At 67.1% G+C, this 1,254-nt stretch carries 2 protein-coding genes; both read right to left on the bottom strand.

Annotated features, from left to right (window positions below):
- A partial coding sequence (locus ACX80X_RS21215) for an alpha/beta hydrolase (protein WP_459313325.1) occupies positions 1 to 991 on the bottom strand: 991 nt, incomplete at its 3' end.
- Positions 988 to 1,254 (bottom strand): VOC family protein (locus tag ACX80X_RS21220; protein WP_459313327.1); only part of this gene is annotated, 267 nt, incomplete at its 5' end. The genes ACX80X_RS21220 and ACX80X_RS21215, both read right to left, overlap by 4 nt.

Here is a 1,254-nt window from a genome sequence, read left to right on the forward strand (position 1 = left end):
CGCGGCTCAGCGCCAGCGGCAGTGCCAGATGCAGAGAACCGTCGTAGTCGGGGTGGAGGTGTGCGAACTCGCCAATTTGTGGCACGAGGAACGCATCAAGCGGGGCCCGCGGGCCCTGTTCGACCATGAAGCCAGATGCGCCGGGTACGGAGATGGCTGACTGACGGGCGGTTACCCCTGGCAAGGCCGTGATGCTGCTGAGGAGTTGCTCTCGGATATGGAGGGGGCTGTTGTCGGAGCGTTGCTGCTGGGGAATCGACCAGGAAACTTCGGGCCGGGTACCTTGGCGGGCCGGAAGTTTGCCGTCTGGAAGGGTATCCCACCTGCCGGGCCCGGAGGGCAGAATGCTGCGGGTGGCGAGGAAATTCAGACGTTCTGCGATCCAGCCGTCAAGCTCGGCAATGGTGGTGTTGGTGAGCCCGTGGCCGCCGGGGTCGCGGCGTGCGTAGGCGGGTGCGCCGGAATCGCCGAGCAGGTAGGTCCACGTGCGGTCCAGCAGTTCGCGGGGGATGACTGTGTCCGTGTCGCCTTGGGCTATAAAGACCGGCACTCCGGCCAGGCGCGCAGGTGAGGTTGGGACGCCGGCGTCGAACGGTAATGTTCCGTACAGGATTGCAGCGCCGGCGAAGCGCTGCGGATCGGCCAGAAGCAGACCACCGGCGAACGCGGCGCCGCCGCTGAAGCCAACGAGTATGACCTGGCGGCCCGCGGGCGCCACGTCATCGAGCCACTCCCGGAACCAGGCCATGGTCTGAGTGAGGGACTCCGCGACCGGACGGCCGATTCCGCGGTTGGCGAACCAGGCGTATCCGCCTCCGGCGGGGATCGGTGCGCGGACGGCTGCGTACGATGGTCCGGGTGGCAGGTGTCCGGCTAGGCCAATGATGCCGGTCTCGTCGGCGCCGCGTCCGTGCAATAGGACCACAAGGGGACGGTCGGGGGCGTCAGGGCTGTGCCAGATGGCGGTAGGTTTGCCGAAATCGTCATTCATGAGTTGTCCTCCTCAGTGCTGGCTGTGGCGATGCGGCCGGCGGTGGGCACGCCGGACCATCGGGCCAGTTCGGCGTCGAGCTCCAGCGGCTCGACGGGGGCGGTGTTCTCGTACTCGCCCCAATGCTGCCGGGGAAGCATCCACATAAGTTCGAACTCGTTGCCGTCCGGATCTGCGCCGTAGATGCTCTTGGTGGCGCCATGGCTGGACTGACCGGTGTATGCGCCAGCGTCCGTCAAGGTCCGGCGGGCCTCGGCGAGCTC

It is taken from the genome of Pseudarthrobacter sp. MDT3-1 (assembly GCF_054510755.1).